Origin of the sequence: Fulverythrobacter ferritrahens (assembly GCF_020539485.1) — a bacterium.
Taxonomy (GTDB): Bacteria; Pseudomonadota; Alphaproteobacteria; order Sphingomonadales; family Sphingomonadaceae; genus Andeanibacterium; species Andeanibacterium ferritrahens.
Map to the genome: position 1 here is coordinate 33,668 of NZ_JACDXU010000005.1, position 15,844 is coordinate 49,511.

General features: G+C 65.5%; 15 protein-coding genes. 7 read left to right on the forward strand and 8 right to left on the reverse strand.

The genetic code is table 11. The features are described 5' to 3' along the window. A complete protein-coding gene (gene mdlC / locus H0274_RS14760) occupies positions 1-1,551 on the forward strand; it encodes a benzoylformate decarboxylase (protein ID WP_226796352.1) in 1,551 nt (516 codons plus the stop codon). Between the two features lie 13 nt (positions 1,552-1,564). On the opposite strand, the gene H0274_RS14765 is transcribed toward mdlC, so the two are convergent. The 4 genes from H0274_RS14765 to hflK all read right to left on the reverse strand — a co-directional run bounded on the left by H0274_RS14765 (position 1,565) and on the right by hflK (position 6,543). Continuing rightward, positions 1,565-2,593 (reverse strand): hypothetical protein, encoded by a 1,029-nt coding sequence (locus H0274_RS14765; protein ID WP_226796353.1) that lies wholly within the window; start codon positions 2,591-2,593, stop codon positions 1,565-1,567. Positions 2,594-2,847: 254 nt separating this feature from the next. Then, a complete protein-coding gene (locus H0274_RS14770; RefSeq protein ID WP_226796395.1) occupies positions 2,848-4,374 on the reverse strand; it encodes a Do family serine endopeptidase in 1,527 nt (508 codons plus the stop codon). Positions 4,375-4,512: 138 nt separating this feature from the next. Beyond that, positions 4,513-5,358: a protease modulator HflC gene (gene hflC / locus H0274_RS14775; protein WP_226796354.1), complete on the reverse strand. Its 846-nt coding sequence runs from the start codon at positions 5,356-5,358 to the stop codon at positions 4,513-4,515. 3 nt (positions 5,359-5,361) lie between these two features. Continuing rightward, positions 5,362-6,543 (reverse strand): protease modulator HflK, encoded by a 1,182-nt coding sequence (hflK, locus tag H0274_RS14780; RefSeq protein WP_226796355.1) that lies wholly within the window; start codon positions 6,541-6,543, stop codon positions 5,362-5,364. 93 nt (positions 6,544-6,636) lie between these two features. Between hflK and H0274_RS14785 the strand changes: the two genes are divergently transcribed. Genes H0274_RS14785 through hemH form a run of 3 tightly spaced genes read left to right on the forward strand, consistent with a single transcriptional unit; the run spans position 6,637 to position 10,947 of the window. Next, entirely contained in the window at positions 6,637-7,605 is a 969-nt protein-coding gene (locus H0274_RS14785) for an Mrp/NBP35 family ATP-binding protein (RefSeq protein WP_413463486.1), read from the forward strand. Between the two features lie 22 nt (positions 7,606-7,627). After that, entirely contained in the window at positions 7,628-9,895 is a 2,268-nt protein-coding gene (locus tag H0274_RS14790; protein ID WP_226796356.1) for a xanthine dehydrogenase family protein molybdopterin-binding subunit, read from the forward strand. A gap of 26 nt (positions 9,896-9,921) precedes the next feature. After that, the gene (hemH, locus tag H0274_RS14795; RefSeq protein WP_226796357.1) at positions 9,922-10,947 is read left to right on the forward strand and encodes a ferrochelatase; all 1,026 of its coding nucleotides are present in this window, start codon (positions 9,922-9,924) and stop codon (positions 10,945-10,947) included. A 43-nt stretch (positions 10,948-10,990) separates the two neighbouring features. On the opposite strand, the gene H0274_RS14800 is transcribed toward hemH, so the two are convergent. The 3 genes from H0274_RS14800 to H0274_RS14810 all read right to left on the reverse strand — a co-directional run bounded on the left by H0274_RS14800 (position 10,991) and on the right by H0274_RS14810 (position 12,476). Next, on the reverse strand, positions 10,991-11,503 hold the full coding sequence (locus tag H0274_RS14800; protein ID WP_226796358.1) for a GNAT family N-acetyltransferase: 513 nt from the start codon (positions 11,501-11,503) through the stop codon (positions 10,991-10,993). Between the two features lie 64 nt (positions 11,504-11,567). Beyond that, a complete protein-coding gene (locus tag H0274_RS14805) occupies positions 11,568-12,134 on the reverse strand; it encodes an OmpA family protein (RefSeq protein ID WP_226796359.1) in 567 nt (188 codons plus the stop codon). 156 nt (positions 12,135-12,290) lie between these two features. Next, positions 12,291-12,476 (reverse strand): DUF1674 domain-containing protein, encoded by a 186-nt coding sequence (locus H0274_RS14810; RefSeq protein WP_226796360.1) that lies wholly within the window; start codon positions 12,474-12,476, stop codon positions 12,291-12,293. Positions 12,477-12,529: 53 nt separating this feature from the next. Here H0274_RS14810 and H0274_RS14815 point away from each other — a divergent pair, with 53 nt between their 5' ends. Beyond that, positions 12,530-13,774 carry an RsmB/NOP family class I SAM-dependent RNA methyltransferase gene (locus H0274_RS14815; protein ID WP_226796361.1) on the forward strand — a complete coding sequence of 415 codons (1,245 nt, stop codon included), beginning with the start codon at positions 12,530-12,532 and terminating at the stop codon, positions 13,772-13,774. Positions 13,775-13,776: 2 nt separating this feature from the next. Here the strand turns inward: H0274_RS14815 and msrA are convergent, their stop codons facing one another. Beyond that, a complete protein-coding gene (gene msrA / locus H0274_RS14820) occupies positions 13,777-14,316 on the reverse strand; it encodes a peptide-methionine (S)-S-oxide reductase MsrA (protein WP_226796362.1) in 540 nt (179 codons plus the stop codon). Between the two features lie 110 nt (positions 14,317-14,426). On the opposite strand from msrA, the gene H0274_RS14825 reads away from it, so the two are divergent. Both H0274_RS14825 and H0274_RS14830 read left to right on the forward strand, forming a co-directional pair. After that, positions 14,427-15,278, forward strand: coding sequence for a class I SAM-dependent methyltransferase (locus H0274_RS14825; RefSeq protein WP_226796363.1), 852 nt, complete (start codon positions 14,427-14,429; stop codon positions 15,276-15,278). 94 nt (positions 15,279-15,372) lie between these two features. Next, entirely contained in the window at positions 15,373-15,825 is a 453-nt protein-coding gene (locus H0274_RS14830) for an SgcJ/EcaC family oxidoreductase (RefSeq protein WP_226796364.1), read from the forward strand. Positions 15,826-15,844: the final 19 nt, after the last annotated feature.

Genomic DNA, 15,844 nt, shown 5'->3' on the forward strand with positions numbered 1-15,844 from the left:
ATGACCAACGAAAAAGTCACCGTCCGCGAAGCCGCCTTCCGCATCTTCCAGCATTTCGGCGTGGATCGCCTGTTCGGCAATCCCGGCAGCACCGAATTGCCGATGCTCAAGGCCATGCCCTTCCCCTATGTCATGGGCCTGAACGAGGCTGTGGTGATGGGCATGGCGGATGGCTATGCCCGCGCCACGGGCAAGCCTTCGCTGGTGAACCTGCACAGTTCCGCCGGAACGGGCCATTCGCTGGGCAATCTCTTCACTGCCTATAAGAACAACACGCCCATCGTGGTCACCGCCGGGCAGCAGGCGCGCAGCATCCTGCCGCATGACCCCTTCCTGTTCGCGGAACGGGCGACGGAATTCCCCCGCCCTTACGTGAAATTCTCGGTCGAGCCTGCGCGGGCGGAAGACGTGCCGCTGGCGCTTATCCGCGCCTTCATCACCGCGCTGACTCCGCCGATGGGCCCCGTATTCGTCTCCATCCCGGTGGACGACTGGGACCGCGAATGCGAAATGCCGCTGCTGCCCGAAGTGGCGCTGACCCGCACGCCCGATGGCGACGGGCTGGAACGGATCGCAAGGATGCTCGACGCGGCCAGCCGCCCCGCACTGGTGCTGGGCACGGGCGTTGCCAATTGCGGCGGATGGGAAGATGCCATCGAACTGGCCGAGAAGATCGGCGCCAGCGTATGGGCCGCGCCCTATGCCGCGCGGGAGACTTTCCCCGAAAACCACCCGCAATTCGCCGGTTTCCTGCCTGCCTGGCGGGATCAGATCCAGACATTGCTCGATCCCTTCGACGCGATACTGGTCGCGGGCGCACCGGTGTTCACCTATCATGTGGAGGGCAGCGGGCCGCACTGGCCGCGCCATGCCCAGCTTGCCGCGCTGAGCGACGATCCCAATCATCTGGCCGCCCTGCCCGGCGGTTTCGGCGTATTGGGCGATGTCGGCGCGGGACTGGCGATCATCTCCGAATTCGCGAAGGAACGCGCGTTCAATGGCCCCAGCCACCAACTGAAAAGCCCCGAGCCCGCCATGAACGCCCCCTATGTGCTCAAGCGCGTATCGGAGCTGCGGCCCGAGCAGGCCGTGATCGTGGAAGAGGCGCCGACCGCGCGCGGGCCGGAGCATGACGTGCTGCCCATCACGCGCGAGGGCGGCTTCTATACCTGCGCCAGCGGCGGCCTCGGCTATTCCCTGCCGGCCTCCATCGGCATTGCCCTGGGCCAGCCGGACAAGGTGATCGCAATCCTTGGCGATGGCAGCGCGATGTACACGATCCAGGGGCTATTTGCTGCGAAGCTGGAAGCGGCCAATGTCAGCTTCGTGATCCTGAACAATGCGGCCTATGCCGCGCTGACAGGCTTTTCCGGCGAGTTCGGCATGAACCATGTGCCCGGCTGCGACCTCAGCGGGCTGGACTTCGCTTTGCTGGCGGAAGGCCACGGCGTGCCCGCCCGCCGCGTGGACACGCTGGGCGAACTGGACGAGGCGCTGGAATGGAGCTTTGCCCAGACCGGCCCTTCACTGCTGGACATCAGGATCGCCTGATTAGGTCGTAAACCTAATTGCCTGCCACGGCTGCGGCATCCGTCCGCCTTTTGGCGCGCGATCCGGTTATGGCCTCGGTCACCGTGTTCCGCTCGTGGCAGGCATATTCGAAGATCGTGTAGCTCTCGTCGCGGGTCCATTGCAGGTCCGCCGTCCACGGGGCGGTGAAGACGGCGGGATCGTCATAGGTCATGCGATAGGCAATCGTGTCGCGCCCGGTCCTCGTCAGCCGTTCGGTCACCTTGGCCTCCGGGCCGACCGGAAGGGTGGCGTTTTCCCGACCGGGGATGGGGCCTGCGGCACGTTTCGCCAGATCGGTGGTTGCGCTATCGCCGCTGACGATATTGGTCGTCTCGATCACAAGCGTGTCGCCTTCCCAGTGCCCCCGGCTGTTGCCATGCCATGCGCGCATCTGTGAGGGCCATGGCTCCGTGCGGCCAAGCGGGATCACCCGCGCGCCGAAGGTTTCGAGCTGCAGCACGACATAGCCGGGCGACTGGAACACGCGGATGCCGTTATTATAGGGCTGCGGCAACATGACCGCAGGGAAGCCCCGCGTGATGCAGCGTTCGAACGGGTCGAGATCGCTGATCCAGTTCACCACATCCACTGACCGCCAGGTGGACCGGCCCTTGGCATAAAGCTCTGCCGCTTGTGGAGTGAGCGGCGGCAGACGCCCATCCGCCGGCCTGACGATCAAGGAGGTGCGCCTGCCGAACGGCGTCGCCCGCAGCCAGTCCGCAAGGCCCGTCGTGCCGCCGCCCCGGAGTTCCACCGTATAAGCGGCGTCGGATATTTCGGCCTCGCGCAGCCGTTCGGCGAATTCCTTGTCGGTCAGTTCGGCGCGAGTTCCCATTTCCGCCGGGCGCTCAAGCCGGATACGGGCATCATTGATATTCTGGAGCGGCCAGGTCCCGCGAAGATCGGGATCGCCCCATGGCGTCTTCGGCATATCCGAATCCGGCGCCACCAACGGGGCGGCGGTGGCGCCGACCGGGGGCGACTGCGCTCCGGCCCGGTCATTGGCGACAACGAATGTCACTGCCGATACCGCGCAGCAAACAGGGATCAGGCGCAATATCCGGATCATTCGAATCCCCCACACAGCCAGGCCATGTGTATGCAAGTGCTATCCCGATGACGCGCCTACAGCCAGCAAAAATCAGTGCGCGCGGCGGCGATAGTGGATGGCAATGGGGCCATCACAGCGCGTGTTTGCAGGCGATGTAATCGCCAAAGAAAAAGGCGCGCCTCCAGCGGGGCGCGCCTTTTCGTAATGGCCTGTGGCCTGTTGGATCAGCGCAGGCGCACGGGGATGAAATCCTGCGGACGGCGCAGCGGCTTCACCTGCAGCAGCACCGCATCGCGGCCCGCATCCTTGGCGGCCTTAACCGCAGCTTCCAGTTCTGCCACCGAGGTGATCGGGTTGTTATTGACGCCCAGCACCACGTCGCCGCGCTGCAGCTTGCGGCCCGCATCGGCGTTGGCATCCACGGCGTCGATCACCGCGCCCTTGGTGCCGCTGGGCAGGCCGAGCTGGCCCGCGATCTGCGGGGTCAGTTCGATGGCGCGCACGCCCAGTGACTTCTCCAGCACGCCTTCGGCCTGTTCCGGCGCGGGCTGGCCCGGCTGGGGCTTGCCTTCCGGATCGAACACGCGGCCGGCCAGTTCTTCCTCGCTTGGGCGCTTGCCGACCGTGGCGGTCAGGCTCAGCTTCTGGCCCTTGCGCAGCACTTCCAGCGGCACGCGGGTACCCGGCGCGATATTGGCGACGAGGTAGGACAGGGTCTGATCCGGCGTCACGTTCTGGCCATTGACCTTCAGCACGATGTCCCCCGCCTGCAGCCCGGCCTTGTCCGCCGGTTCGCCGGGTTCGACCGACTGGATGAATTCGCCGCGATTGCTAGGCACACCCAGCGATGCTGCAATATCCTCGTCCATCGGACGAATGCGGACGCCGAGATAGCCACGCTCGATCACCTGGCCCTTCATCAGCTTCTGCACGATCGGCTCGGCGATTTCGGCGGGGATCGAGAAGCCGATGCCCACGCTGCCGCCCGAAGGCGAGAAGATCGCATTATTGATGCCGATCACCTGACCCTGCATGTCGAACAGCGGGCCGCCCGAATTGCCCCGGTTGATCGAGGTATCGGTCTGGATATAGCGGTCATAGGCGCCGCCGCTGCCGGTGTTGCGATAGACGGCCGAGATGATGCCCGCCGTTACCGTGCCGCCAAGGCCGAAGGGCTGACCGATGGCGATCACCCAGTCACCCACGCGGGATTTGCGGGAATCGCCGAACTCCACGAAGGGAAACGGCTTGGCACGTTCGATCTTCAGCACGGCAAGATCGGATGCGGCATCATTACCCACCAGCGTGGCGGGATATTCGGTGCCGTCGGTCAGGGTGACGGTGATCTGTTCCACCTTGCCCTGCCCATCTGCGGTGATGACATGGTTATTGGTGACGACATAGCCATCCGCCGAGATCAGGAAGCCGGAGCCGAGCGACTGCGCCTCACGCGTCTGCGGCACGCCGCCGCCGCGCGGGGTGAGGCCGCCGAACAGGTCACCGAAGGGGCTCCCCGCGAAGGGGTTGGTGTTCACGGTGATGCGCTGGCGGGTGGAGATATTGACCACCGCGGGCTGCAATTGTTCGGTCAGGTCCGCAAAGCTGGCCGGGGCGCCTGCCCGCGGCACGACATGCTGCATCCGGCTTTCGTCATTCTGGGCGACCTGTGCCCCGGCAGGATGACCGGTGATAAGAGAAATGGCCGCGCCGCCAATCAGCAGCGCCGATGAAAATCCATAAGCGTAACGCACGGGCTTCACGTCCTTTGTTCCTCTCGTATAGGCGCCTCGCGGCGCTTGCTCGGGCCGTGGCATTCTCATGCGCCTGTGGCCTGAACTGAAATTGAATGACAATCGTAGTCGGCCCGGAAGCCGCGCCAAAAGCGGGTTTTAGCGGCGGCCCCGGAACTGACGGAGATATTCGTTATCGGGCGAAAGGATGATCGAGCTTTCCGACTCGGTGGAGGCGAAAGTCGTATCGTAGCTCTGCATCGCGCGGTAGAAATCGTAGAATTCCGGATCCTTGCCGAAGCTCTGGGCATAGATCTTCGCTGCCTGGGCATCGGCCTCGGCCCGGATGATCTGCGCGTCGCGCAGGCCCGTGGCCTTGGTGGTGGCGGCTTCCTGTTCACGCGCGGATTGCATGCGGGCAAAGGCGGATTGCAGCGGAGAACCCTGCGGCAAATCGGCCCGCTTGATCCGCACATCCAGCACCTGCGCGCCATATTCACGCGCTTCTTCATCCAGCTTGTTGCGGATATTGTGCATGGTGGTGCCGCGTTCCGCCGTCAGCAGCGAGGCGAAGCTGCGGCGGCCCAGTTCCTGGCGCACGACCGAGCTGAAGATGGGTGAAAGCTGGGCTTCCACATTCTCCGTCGTGCCGACGGTGCGGACCATCTTCACCGGATCGATGATGCGATAGCGGGCATAGGCATCCACTTCCAGCCGCAGCTGATCCGTGGAAAGCACCTGCTGGGGCTGCATGTCCAGATCGCGCACGCGCTTGTCGATGCGCTGCACCCTTTCGAAGAAGGGAATGCGCCACACGATGCCCGCGCCGGTTTCGCCATAGGCGGTTTTCGGCTTGAAGCGGTTGACCACGCGCACCGGCTCACCGGTACGGATGATCACGGCCTGTTCCTGTTCCGGCACCACGACGATGCTGGACAGCACGGCTGCCGCCACCACGACCAGGCCGATGATCGCAACCTTGTAGTTCTGCCACACGGTGTTCATCGCTTACTGCCCTCCCGCAGGCTTGGCGGCGGCCCGCTTCTTGATTTCAGGCAGGGGCAGATAAGGCGTCACGCCATTGGTCTCCACAATCGTCTTGTCGGTACGGCTGAGCACGCGCTCCATGGTTTCGTAATACATGCGCCGGCGGGTCACCTCGGGGGCGAGCCGGTATTGCTCATAGACCTTGTCGAAGGCCGCAGCATCGCCCTGCGCGCGGGCAAGCACCTGCTGCGCGGCGGCTTCGGCCTGGTTCTTGTAGGTTTCTGCTTCCTGCTGCGCGGCGGACACGGCCTTGAAGGCTTCTTCCACTTCGGTCGGCGGATCGGTCTTGCGGATTTCCACGCCCTGGATCTGCACGCCCGAACGATAGGCATCGAGCACGTTCTGCATCCGCGCGCGGACATTGGCCTCGATATTGGCGCGGCCCGCACCGGAAAAGACGCTGTCCAGCGGCTCTTCCGCAACGGAAGCGCGCATCGCAGCCTCCGCCACTTCGCGCACGGTATTTTCCGGCTCCGCCAGCTGATAGCGGAACTGCGTCAGATCCTTGATGCTCCAGCGCACGAGGTAGGACAGGTTCACCAGATTCTGATCGCCCGTCAGCATCAGCTTCTGCGTATCGCCATCGGGAATCTGGAAGATCCGGATTTCGGAAACCTGCTCCACATGCACATCCTGGATCGGCCAGGGCAGAGTGAGCGAAATGCCCGAACCGATGGTGCGCGAATATTTGCCGAAGGTGGAAACGATCCCCTGCTCCTTCGGGCCGAGCTGATGCACCATGGAGAAGGCCAGCCACAGGGCGACCACACCGGTAACGATCAGCGGCATCCAGCTGCGCCCGCCGGGTGCGGGGGGCAGGCGGAAATTGGGCGGGCCACCGGGGCCGCCCTGCCTGCGACGCGGGCCTTCGGGGCCGCGCTGTTTGAAGATGTCCTCTATGCTGGCGGAACGGCGAGGTTCACCGTCACCGGGATCGCTCCTGCCACCGGGAAGCCAGGGATTGCGCGGCCCGCGCGGGGGCTCACTGCCCTGCCCGCCGCCGCTGTCGCCGCCTTCGCCGGAGGGTTCACCGCCAGAGGAAGTGTTGCCCTTGCCATCATCCGCACCGCCGCTGCCGCCCCAGGGGCTCTTGCCTGCCATGGCGAGCGCGATGCGATCGAAAAATCCGCCCATTCGTTCCATGGCCCCACTTATAGGCACGAAATCCGCGAAAAACAGGGTGGGGTTTGCAGATTTTCCCTGCAAGCCCGGTCGAGCTTCGCTAACGGGGGTGGGATGAGTATGGAAGAAACCCTGAAAAGCCGCCTTCCCGCCAAGGCGCTGGAGCGGCTGCAGACCCTGCGCCTGAACGATGGTGTTGCCACCCTGATCCTCGATGCCAGCGGCCTCGATGCCCTTGCGCGCGACAAAATGGAGATCGCCGTGCGCGATACTCTGCGCGATGCCGAGGGCGTGAGCGAAGTGCGCGTGGCGCTGATGGCCGACAAGGCCCCGCCCGTGGCGCGGCGCATCATTGCCATCGGTTCGGGCAAGGGCGGTGTGGGCAAATCCACGCTGACCGCCAATCTGGCTGTCGCCCTGAAGAAGGCAGGCCGCAAGGTCGGCGTAGTGGATGCGGATATTTACGGCCCCTCCCAGCCGACGCTGCTGGCCAGCCAGGGCGAGAGGCCGCGCGCGGAAGGCAACAAGCTGATCCCGGTGCCCAGCGCGGCGGGCATTCCCGTGCTGTCGATGGGCCATCTGGTGGAACCGGGCAAGGCCATCGCCTGGCGCGGGCCGATGGCGGGCAATGCGCTGGGCCAGCTGATCGATGCCGAATGGGGCGATGTGGACCTGCTGCTGATCGACCTGCCGCCGGGCACGGGCGATGTGCAGCTGACCATGCTGCAACGCTTCAAGCCCGCAGGCGCGGTGATCGTTTCCACGCCGCAGGATCTCGCCCTGATCGACGCGACCCGCGCGATGCAGCTGTTCGAGGCGGGACAAGTGCCGATCATCGGCATTGTGGAGAATATGGCGGGCTATATCTGCCCTCATTGCGGCGAAGTGTCCGATCCCTTCGGCCATGGCGGGGCGGAAATCGCCGCGCGGGAAAAGGGCGTGAATTTCCTGGGCCGCGTGCCGCTGGCGATGGAAATCCGCATGGCGAGCGATGCGGGCACCCCGCCCGCCGCCGGGGACGGGGCGGAAGCCGCGGCCTTTGCCGATATTGCCGCCCGGCTTTCGGACTGGCTCGGGGCCTGACGCAACCGGGGGGAGGCACGCCATGCAATTATCGCGCAGAGGGGTGCTGGCAGGGGCGGCCATCGGCGGCGGATTGCTGGTTGCCTGGACATTGCGCCCCCGCCGCTTCGCCCCTCCGCTCAGTGCGGGCCGCAACGAGGCGAGCTTCGATGCCTGGTTGAAGATCGCAGGCGATGGCGTGATCACCGTGGCCGTGCCCCAGCTCGAAATGGGGCAAGGCGTCACCACGATCCTGCCGCAAGTCGTGGCGATGGAACTGGGCGCGGACTGGCGACAGATCGCTGTGGAGCCCACCCCGGTCAGCGGCGCCTATCCCAATCTGCCGCTGGCGGCGCGCTGGGCGCCCTTGTGGAAGCCTGCCCTGCCCTTCCTGGCGGACGATGCCGATGACTGGCTGGTGCGCCGCTTTGCCGAGGATCACCGCTTCATGGTGACGGCGGACGGCACCTCGCTCGCCGCCTATGAGGGGCCTTGCCGCAATGCCGCCGCCGCCGCGCGGGGAATGCTGGCGATGGAAGCAGCGGATCGCTGGGGCGTGGCCTGGGAAGAATGCGAGGCTGAAGGCGGCTTCATCGTCCACGGCAAGCGCCGCCTCAGCTTCGCCGAACTGGCGCTGGACGCAGCCGGGCGCACTCCGCCCGATCCGCCGCCCTTGCGTTCCCTCCCTCCCGCCGAAAAGCCGAGCGAGCTGGGCGCGGAAGCCCCGATCTTCTATCCCCGGCTGGACCTGCCCGCCAAGGTGGACGGATCGCTGCTGTTCGCGGGCGATGTGCGCCTGCCGGACATGGTCTATGCCGCGATTATCCATGGGCCGATCGACCGCTCCACGTTGAAGAGCTTCGATGCGCAGGCCGCCGCCGGTTCGCCCGGGCTGGTCGGGATCGTGAAAGGCAAGCGCTGGATCGCGGCCGTGGGCCGCACATGGTTCGCCGCCGACAAGGCGCTGCGCAAACTGGCCCCCAGCTTCATGGTATCGCGCGGAATCGACAGCGGCCGGATCGAGGATGCACTGGAAAATGCGGTGATGAAGGGCGCGGCGGAGCGGATCGTGACGCGCGGCGATGGCACGGACCCGATGGGCAAGCCCACCCTGCGCGCGCGCTATGACGTATCCCCCGCGCTCCACGCCACTCTGGAAACCTCCAGCGCCACGGCCCGGTTGATCGACGGCAGGCTGGAACTGTGGATCGCCACTCAGGCACCCGAACATGCGCGCGAGGCGGCGGCGAAGGCGCTGGGTATTTCCACCGCCGATGTCGTGCTCTACCCCATGCCAGCAGGCGGCAGTTTCGACCGGCGGCTGGAAGTGGATCACGCCATCGAAGTGGCGCTGATCGCGCGGGAAGTGGGCCGTCCGGTGCAACTCGTCTGGTCACGCGGGCAGGAGGCTTTGGCCGGGCGCCCACGCACGCCGGTGGCCGCGCTGCTATCCGCGAAGACGAGCGAGAGCGGCCATATCGCCGTCTGGCGCGCCAAGCTGGCGCTACCGCCCACGACGCAGGAATTTGGCGAGCGGCAGTTCAACAATCTTGCCAGCTGGTCCGCCATCGAGGCGAGCGAGGGCCGGGCCGATCCCATGGCCGTGGAAGGGGCCGATCCGCCCTATGACATGGATCATGTCGCGGTGGATCACGTGCCGGTGAATATCGGCCTGCCCACCGGGCGGATGCGCGGCAATGCCCATGGCTACACCTGCTTTTTCACTGAAAGCTTCGTTGACGAGCTGGCCGCGCTGCACAAGCGGGAGCCGCTGTCATATCGCATGGAAATGCTGGGCCACGATCCGCGCCTTGCCCAATGTTTGCAGCGCGCCGCCCGGCTGGCCGAATGGGGCGGCGGCGGAGAACAAAGCGGCCAGGGCCTCGCCTGCCACCGCATGGGCCCCCTGGAGGGCGGCGGGCGCATCGCCGCAATCGCCACGGCCAGCCAGGGCGAAGGCGGGGTGAAGGTGGAAAAGCTCTCCGTCTCGGTGGATATCGGGCGCATCGTCAATATCGACATCGCTCGCCAGCAGATCGAGGGCGGGCTGATCTTCGGCATGGGCCTCGCTCTGGGATCGGCGACCGACTACGAACGCGGCCATCCCACTGCCACAAGGCTGGCCGCGCTGGACCTGCCGACCCTGGCCGATTGCCCGCAGATCGAGGTGGACTTCGTGGATAGCGATGCCGAACCTTTCGATCCGGGCGAGCTGGGCGTGGCCGTGGTGGCCCCGGCCATCGCCAATGCGCTGTTTTCGGCAACGGGGCTGCGCTTGCGGCGCCTGCCCTTGTTGTCAGGTGGCTTGTAAGGCAAGGCAACCTATGGGCCTTTCACATGACTTATACTGAACAGAAACTCCCTGCCGATCATCCCCCCGTCCGCACGGGCGGCGTGGGCGTGCTGCTGATCAATCTCGGCACACCGGATGCGCCTACTCCGGCGGCAGTGAAGCGCTATCTGGCGGAGTTCCTGTCCGATCCGCGCGTGGTGGAAATCCCTGCGCTGCTGTGGCAGCCGATCCTGCGCGGGATCATCCTGAACACGCGCCCGAAGAAATCGGCCCATGCCTATCAGCAGGTGTGGACCGAGAAGGGTTCCCCCCTCGCCGCGATCACTGCCGAACAGGCCGAAGCCCTGCAGGCCCGGCTGGGCAGTACAGCCGTGGTCCGCTGGGGCATGCGCTATGGCAATCCCTCCATCCCCCAGGAGCTGAAGGCGCTGATGGATCAGGGGTGCGACCGTATCCTGCTGGCCCCGCTCTATCCGCAATATGCCGCCGCCACCAATGCCACGGTGATGGACAAGGTCAGCGACACGATGCGCGCTATGCGCTGGCAGCCCGCGCTGCGCGTCCTGCCGCCCTATTATGACGATCCCGTCCATATCGCCGCGCTGGCAAGGGATCTGGGGGCGCAACTGGATGCGCTGGATTTCGAGCCGGAAGTGCTGCTGCTGAGCTTCCACGGCATGCCGGAGCGCACGCTGCATCTGGGCGATCCCTACCACTGCCAATGCCAGAAGACCGCGCGCCTGCTGGGCGAGGCACTGGGGCGGCCTCGCCTGCGAATCGACACGACCTTCCAATCCCGCTTCGGCCGCGCCAAATGGCTGGAACCGGCCACTGACGTGGTGCTGGAAGTAGAGGCGAAGGCGGGCACGAAGCGTATGGCCGTGGCCGCGCCGGGCTTTTCTGCCGATTGCCTGGAAACGCTGGAGGAACTGGCGATCCGGGGCCGCGATCAGTTCATGGCGGCAGGCGGGGAGCGATATGCCACGCTGGCCTGCCTCAATGCGGGCGAGGCGGGAATGGATATGCTGGAAGCGCTGGTGCGGCGCGAACTGGCGGGGTGGGTCGAATGACCACACAACCTTGGATGCCTGCGGGAGAGGTTTTGGGGGCCACTCACCCCCGCGCCCAATCCTCCACTTCCAGCGCCAGATCCACGCTGTCCAGCCATTCCCCGCCAATATACCAGCTCTTCTCGCGATAGCCGGTTTCGGCAAAACCCAGCCGCCTGAGCAGTCTCAGGCTCGCCTCGTTGCGCGGATCGACATCGGCGATGGCGCGGGCCAGCAGATGGGTGGTGAAGCCCCGTTCCAGAATGGCGCGCAGCGCTTCCTGCGCGAAGCCCTGGCCCCAACAATCGGGATGGAGGACATAGCCCACGGCCGGAAAGCGGTGGAAGCCCGCCTTGCCGATTACGCGGCCCTGATGTTCGACGATGAAATCCTCGCCCTCTTCCGGGCGGATCGCCATCATGCCGGCCAGCCATTTGCGGGTAATGTCGGGCGAGGAATGGGGCAGGGTTGACCAATAGGCCATGGCCCGCGCGTCGCTCAGGATCCTGTGCAGCCCCTCAAGATCGCCCTCGGCAGCGGGGCGCAGGATCAGGCGTTCGGTCAGGATAATGGCCATGGCCGGACCTATCGCCCGCCGCGCACTATCGCGCAAGCAGGCGGCAGGCCCGGCTCAGGAAGATTTACTTGAGAACCACGATCACCACGCGGCGATTTGCCGCGCGACCGGCGGCCGTGTTGTTCTGGGAAACGGGGGCTTCCTCGCCATAAGAAATGGTCGCCATGCGGCTCAGCGGAACGCCGGCCTTGTAGAGCACCAGCCGCACGGCCTCGGCCCGTTCCATGCCCAGCTTCTGGTTATAGGCAAGGGAGCCGGTCGAATCGGTGTGGCCCTGAATTTCGAGATAGGTGGCGGTATTTTCCGCCTTGAGCTGGCTGACGAGTTCCGCGAGCCGCTGCTGCCCCGCCGGAGAGACGTGAGCGCGGTTGCTGTCGAACTTCACCGCGTCGTCAGAAAGAACCACATCGTAAGCGAACTTGCCTTCGGCCAGCTTGCCCGCCGCAATCGCGCGTTCCAGCGCTTCGCGACTGGTCTTGTCGATCTGGTCCATCCGCTGGTCCGCCTTGTCCATGCGGGCGTTCTGCCGGGCTTCCAGATCTGACACACGCTCCTTCACGTAACCTTTGGTGGCGCAGCCGGATACGGCCAGAGCTACCACGGCAAGAAGCGCGGTATGGGAAAGACGCATTGAATTCTCCAGTCAGGCGACCTGATTTGTTTTATAGCTGCGCGCGCCAATCGGGCACACGCCGCCAAGCATGGCACTGGTGCCGCGCGGCTGGACGCAGCTACAGCATTAAGGGTTAATGCGGTGTCTTTTTGCGGTAAAATGCTTGAAACATCGTCAGAAATCGACCGCGATGCCGTCTTTCACCCAGTCGCCATAGCGCGTCGGGCTGAGTCCCTGCGGGTCTTCGGCGGGCTTGGCTTCCTGCGGCGCGGGCACCGGGGTGTTTTCCCAATGATCGGGCTTCTTGAAAGGCCGGGGCCGCTGTGTTGCGCGCTTTGTCGTGGGGGCAGGACGGGTCATGGGAGCAAGATGGGCGCGCTGGCGCTGCGATGCAATGGCGGATAGGGGAAGCCATGGCTGACATACCCGGACTTCCCGCGCGCCGTGCCGCGCTCAAGCTCACCGATGCCGTGCTGCGTCGGGGCGAAACGCTCGACATTGCCGCCCATGCGGCCTTGCAGGGCCTGCAAAGCGGTGCGGACAAGGCACTGGCGCGCGCGCTGGCTGCCGAAGTGCTGCGCTGGCTGACCGATCTGGACGCGCTGATCGATTCGGCCACCCGGCAGATATTGCCCGACGATGCCAAGCCGCGCGCCGTGCTGCGGCTGATGCTGGCGGGCTGGCTGCGGCTGGATACGCCGCCCCATGCCGTGGTTGCCACTGCGCTGCCCCTGCTCACCGGCGGCCCGCGCAGGCTGGCGCATGGCGTCTTCGGCGCTCTGGTAAGGAAGGGCGTGACCCTGCCTGCCATGCCGACCCTGCCCGATGGAGTGGCCGGGCGCTGGGGCGAACGATCCGCCGCCATCGCCGCCGCCCTTGCCGAACCGCCGCCGCTGGACCTCTCGCTGCGCGATGCGGCCCAAACCGAACAATGGGCCGAAAAGCTCGGGGGCCTCTCGCTGCTACCCGGCCATATCCGCCTGCCGCGCGGCACGGCGGTGGAAGATCTGGAGGGCTTTTCCGAAGGCGCATGGTGGGTGCAGGATCTCGCCGCCAGTCTGCCTGCCCGTGTGCTGGGCGTGGGGATGGGGCAGGGCAAGGGCCGCCGCGTGCTGGACCTGTGCGCCGCGCCGGGGGGCAAGACATTGCAACTCGCCGCCGCCGGCTGGGATGTGACCGCGCTCGACATGGGCCCCAAGCGGATGGCGCGGCTGAAGGAGAACCTCGCCCGCATCGGCCTTTCCGCCACCACGGTGGTGGCCGACATGCTGGAATGGGAACCCGACGCGCCCTTCGATGCCGTGCTGCTCGATGCGCCCTGCACCGCTACCGGCACCTGCCGTCGCCATCCGGATGTGCTCCACCGGATCGGCCCGCGCCAGATCGAGGACATGGCCGAACTGCAATCGCGCCTGATCGAACGCGCTGCCCGCTGGATCGTGCCGGGGGGCCAGCTGGTCTATGCCGTCTGCTCGCTCGAACGCGAGGAGGGGGAGGAACAGGCCGCCCGTGCGGGGCTGCGCACGGAAGCGATCCCGGCATCGCTGCTGCCGCAGGGTGTTACGCCCACGGCCGAAGGCTGGGTGCGGACGGACCCCGGAATGCTGCCCGAAGCGGGCGGACTGGACGGCTTCTTCATCGCCCGCTTCCGGGCCTGAGATCAGCTTTCCTTCACCCGCTGCGCAAAGCCCTTGCGCAATTTGGCGAGCTTGGGCGGGATCACGGCAAGGCAATAGGGGTTACGCTGGCCTTCGCCCTGCCAATATTCCTGATGATAGTCCTCGGCCGGATACCATTCGGCCGGGCCTTCAATCGTGGTGACCACCTTGCCGCCATGCTCGGCATTCGCCCGCGCGATCGCGGCCTCCGCCTCGGCGCGCTGGGCGTCGTCCAGCGGGAAGATGGCGGAGCGATATTGCGTGCCGATATCGTTGCCCTGCCGGTTCAGCTGCGTGGGATCATGGGTGGCCATGAATACATCCAGCAGATCGGCATAGGAGATTACCGCCGGATCGAAGGTGATGCGGATCGCCTCGGCATGGCCGGTATCGCCTGAACAGACCTGCTTGTAGGTGGGGTTGGGAACGCTGCCGCCAATATAGCCGCTTTCCACTTCCTCCACCCCGGCGCACATGCGGAAGACCGCTTCCGTGCACCAGAAGCATCCGCCGGCGACAATGGCCGTTTCACTTGCGCTCATTGTGGGATCTCCTTTGCTCCGAAAGATAGGAAGCCGATGGCCGCTTGTCATCCGCACCTCTTCCCGTAGAGTTCCCGCCAAGATGGACTGACTCCACGGGGAGAGGATCGATGAGGAAATTTGTAAGCCTTGCCGCTGGCGCAGTGCTGGTCGCAACGGGGCTGGCTGCCACCCCTGCCCTGGCCCAGTCGAAAGAGGCAGCAGTGCCCGCCAATCCTGCACTGGATGCGGCGCTCGCCTCGAAAATCCGGGGCGATGACGGCAAGCGCGACAAATTCCGTCACCCGCGCGAAACGCTGGCCTTCTTCGGCGTGGAACCGGGCATGACCGTGGTGGACTATATGCCCAATGGCTGGTGGTACACGCGCGTGCTGGTGCCCTATCTGGGCAAGGACGGGGCCTATATCGGGATGAACCCCGATGTCTCGAACCAGACCGGCTATATGAAGAATACCTATGACGATGTGGCCGGCAAGCTCGCCGCCGAACACGCCAAATGGGCCGGCCCGAACGATGCGAAAGTTTCCGGCTTCAACGTCAATGTCGTGCCCGAAGGGCTGGACGGCACGGTGGACCGGGTGCTGATCTTCCGCGAAGTCCACAACATGTTCCGCTTCGACTGGCTGCGCCGCGATCTGGCGATCATGCGCAAGATGCTGAAGCCGGACGGGCTGATCGGCATTACCGACCACCGAGTGGCCGAAAACGTACCCTTCGAGCGGAGCGACGGCAGCAAGGGCTATATGCGCGAAAGCGATGTGATCGCCCTGTTCGCCGCCAGCGGGTTCGACCTTGTCGCCAAGAGCGAGATCAACGCCAATCCCAAGGATACGACCGACTGGCCGATCGGCGTGTGGGAATTGCCGCCCAGCTATGCCGGGGCTGACGATGCCAAGAAGGCGAAGATGGACGCGATCGGCGAAAGCGACCGCATGACGATGGTGTTCCGCAAACGCCCCTGATTGTCCGCCCTTATCCTCCGCTTGGACAGGGCCTTGGACAGGCTGGCGCCCCCGCGATAGGATCGGCCTGCCGTCCAATCGGGGGGAGACTGCCGTGATTCGTGCCGCCGTAATCCTGTGTGCCGCCCTGTCGCTCGCCGCCTGCCAGGTCGCAAAGGAACCGCCCGCCACACAGATCGAGCAGCAGGCCGTCCTGGCCGCGCTGGCCGAAAGCACGGCGGGCTGGAACAGCGGCAATATTGACCGGTTCATCGGCGTCTATTCCGAAGATCCGCAGGCCACTTACGTCACCAGCGAAGGGCTGGTGCGCGGGCGCAAGGCGCTGGCGGAGCGTTATTCCGCCAAATATGATTTCGCCAATCCCGCCGCGCGCGGATCGCTGAGCCTGGAAACACTGGACTTCCGCCTGCTGGATGCCAGCCATGCGCTCTATATCGGGCGCTATACGCTGGTCTATCCTGACGGGAAGATGGCCAGCGGCCCGACCAGCCTCGTCCTCCAGAAAGAGGCCGGCGGATGGAAGATCATCGCCGACCATTCGAGCTAGAGGCCTAGACTTGGCCAAC

Excerpts from the sequence above, each read along its gene's own strand:
- hflC (WP_226796354.1), bottom strand. The coding sequence starts at position 5,358 with ATGAACACCGTGTGGCAGAACTACAAGGTTGCGATCATCGGCCTGGTC.
- H0274_RS14800 (WP_226796358.1), bottom strand. The coding sequence starts at position 11,503 with ATGGCCATTATCCTGACCGAACGCCTGATCCTGCGCCCCGCTGCCGAG.
- msrA (WP_226796362.1), bottom strand. The coding sequence starts at position 14,316 with ATGAGCGCAAGTGAAACGGCCATTGTCGCCGGCGGATGCTTCTGGTGC.
- H0274_RS14785 (WP_413463486.1), top strand. The coding sequence starts at position 6,637 with ATGAGTATGGAAGAAACCCTGAAAAGCCGCCTTCCCGCCAAGGCGCTG.
- hemH (WP_226796357.1), top strand. The coding sequence starts at position 9,922 with ATGACTTATACTGAACAGAAACTCCCTGCCGATCATCCCCCCGTCCGC.
- H0274_RS14825 (WP_226796363.1), top strand. The coding sequence starts at position 14,427 with ATGAGGAAATTTGTAAGCCTTGCCGCTGGCGCAGTGCTGGTCGCAACG.
- hflK (WP_226796355.1), bottom strand. The coding sequence starts at position 6,543 with ATGGAACGAATGGGCGGATTTTTCGATCGCATCGCGCTCGCCATGGCA.
- H0274_RS14810 (WP_226796360.1), bottom strand. The coding sequence starts at position 12,476 with ATGACCCGTCCTGCCCCCACGACAAAGCGCGCAACACAGCGGCCCCGG.
- H0274_RS14790 (WP_226796356.1), top strand. The coding sequence starts at position 7,628 with ATGCAATTATCGCGCAGAGGGGTGCTGGCAGGGGCGGCCATCGGCGGC.
- mdlC (WP_226796352.1), top strand. The coding sequence starts at position 1 with ATGACCAACGAAAAAGTCACCGTCCGCGAAGCCGCCTTCCGCATCTTC.
- H0274_RS14815 (WP_226796361.1), top strand. The coding sequence starts at position 12,530 with ATGGCTGACATACCCGGACTTCCCGCGCGCCGTGCCGCGCTCAAGCTC.
- H0274_RS14805 (WP_226796359.1), bottom strand. The coding sequence starts at position 12,134 with ATGCGTCTTTCCCATACCGCGCTTCTTGCCGTGGTAGCTCTGGCCGTA.